2 protein-coding genes are annotated in these 2,377 nt (G+C 50.1%); one reads left to right on the forward strand and one right to left on the reverse strand.

Features of this window, described 5'->3' with window-relative positions:
• The first annotated feature begins 399 nt into the window (after positions 1 to 399).
• A complete protein-coding gene (locus KKH67_01435) occupies positions 400 to 792 on the forward strand; it encodes a PilZ domain-containing protein (protein ID MBU1317835.1) in 393 nt (130 codons plus the stop codon).
• On the opposite strand, the gene KKH67_01440 is transcribed toward KKH67_01435, so the two are convergent.
• Positions 793 to 2,346 (reverse strand): VCBS repeat-containing protein, encoded by a 1,554-nt coding sequence (locus KKH67_01440; GenBank protein MBU1317836.1) that lies wholly within the window; start codon positions 2,344 to 2,346, stop codon positions 793 to 795.
• Between the last annotated feature and the right edge of the window lie 31 nt (positions 2,347 to 2,377).

Consider the following 2,377-nt stretch of genomic DNA (forward strand, 5'->3'; position numbering starts at 1 on the left):
ACATCAGCCACTGCGATTGATGCTGATAGGATAGTGAACATCAAAGTGAGGATCACGTTGCGTTTCATGGTTTACCTCCACGCGTTGATTTGAGAAGTTACTGCGTTAATAAAAACGCTTCATGTCAGTAAAGATGCGATTTCTCAGTTGTCTGGACTGCCTTAACGATACGATATCTGACCCCGAAAGTCAAGTACCCCGTATCACCCATTTAGAGGTATGCCAGTGCAATGCTGTAAATGCCCACCTCTCCCATTTTGGAGCGAAATTCTGGACAATTGCTGGTTGAGGAAAAGATTGCAACACAACACATTGCGTTGGCAGTGAAGTTGATCACCATTTCTATCGACATCAATTTATGCAGTCATACTCTGTCCACATACATAATCGGGGGATTTCATAACGCAGGATCAGCGTAAGTACAATCGAAGACGGGTAAGTGAATACTTCATTGTAGTCGATCAATTAACGAACCGTAAAATCGGAGGCATATTCGACATGTCTGCTGATGGTATGATGGTGATCACTGAATACCGTGTAGATGTACCGCTCATATGTGCCTGCAGAATGGACTTGCCGACGAAGGTGCTCGACTGTGATCAATTGGAGTTCTGTATCGAAGCCAAGTGGAGTCGTAAGAGTGACCTCACTGGAGTCTACGAAGTCGGCTTTCAGTTCATTCACTTGACAGATCGCCAGAAGGAACTGATCCAGGTCATTCTGGACAAATGGACGGTAGAAGAGGTTGATGAAGAGCATCCCAAGGTCTATACGCCTGACCCAGAATCATAGTCAGCAATCCTGCATTTCGTCACCGTTTGGATCACAAGGCGATGGGCCGCCGGCGAAGATATAGCTGATCAGATAAACCACATCATCTATATCTATCGCGGCAGTGCAGTCCACATCGCCCGATTCATTCGGAAGAGGCTCGGGTCCGCCTGCGAAGATGTAGTTGATCAGATAGACTGCGTCATCAATGTCGACTGCGCCAGATCCGTCAGCGTCGCCGCAAACGAATTCGTCTCCCACTTCGACAAAACATGCACTGTGAACAATAGCGTGCCGGAACATCAGCCATCCCGGGCCGGTACCCTCCCCCGCCTTTAGCGCATACGCCCTGCCGTGATTGCTCTCCGGAGAGGATGATGTGCCGTATCCGCCAACGATGAATATGTCCAACTTGCCATCGCCGTCAAAATCTCCAATCACCGGCGCATGATCCATCTCGAATGTTCTTCCATAATGAGCACCGAGATTGTAACTCCAGATCAGATGACCGTCAGTTCCTCGCAGCACTCTCAGAATGCCATCATCAGAGCCAAATGCGACATCAGGGATTTCATCGCCATCGACATCTGAGATTGCCGCGCCACGGAAGATGTTGCCGCCGGTGGAATAATCCCACAATAGGCTGCCCGTGTGGGTCAGTACAATCAGCCTGTTGTAGGATACCATCACTATTTCGAGATGCTCGTCGCCGTTCAAATCAGCGATGGACGTCGGAGCGCCGACATATGACGAGGTCGGATAGTCCCACTCGAGGCTTCCATCTTCACCATTGAGCACATAGAGGCTGTTGTCATAGCATCCGATTGCGATTTCCGGTTTGCCATCCTCGTCGATGTCCGCAAATGAACCGCCGTGGTACATCCAGTCCTGCGGCAAATCGGAATGCCATAATTCCGAATGATCATCCCCCTTGAGGGCATAGACACGACTGTCACCGGACCACTGTGCGACTACGATGTCGAGTTGCTGATCGTCATCGAGATCGAGTATGTTCGGACCCGACTGAATGAAGCTGTTGGTTCCGAGGTTTGTCCTCCAGCACTGACTACCGTCTTCGCCGTTCAGACAATAGACATAGCCGTAGAATGTACCGAATACAATCTCCGGCTTGCCGTCATTGTCGACATCAGCGACTGCAGGCGGTGAATCGATCGAGTTTGATCCTGTAGATGCCGACCATTCGATCTCGCCGGAATGCCCTTTGAAGCAGAATACTCTGCAGGGCGACGATGCGGCGACTATCACTTCGAGCGAGTCGTCGAGATCGACATCGGCGATCACGGGAGACGCATCGTTGCATCCTCCGGTGTTGTATGACCAGAGGACTGTGCCACTATCGGCATTCAACGCCCATATCTTCTCATCATTGAAGTATGTTCCGAAGACAATTTCAAGCTTGCCGTCGCCATCGATGTCGGCCGTAGCCCCCGAACCGAAAGATGGCGCATCAAGATCAAACCACCAGAGAATTTCAGGATACTGAGCGTTGGCGACATTGAATACCAGCAGCGACACTGCAAGCAAAGCCGAGCATAGTCTCATCAAGCTTCTCATTTTATCCTCCGATATGATCAAGAACAAAAGT

It is taken from the genome of Candidatus Zixiibacteriota bacterium, assembly GCA_018820315.1.
Lineage (GTDB): Bacteria > Zixibacteria > MSB-5A5 > JAABVY01 > JAHJOQ01 > JAHJOQ01.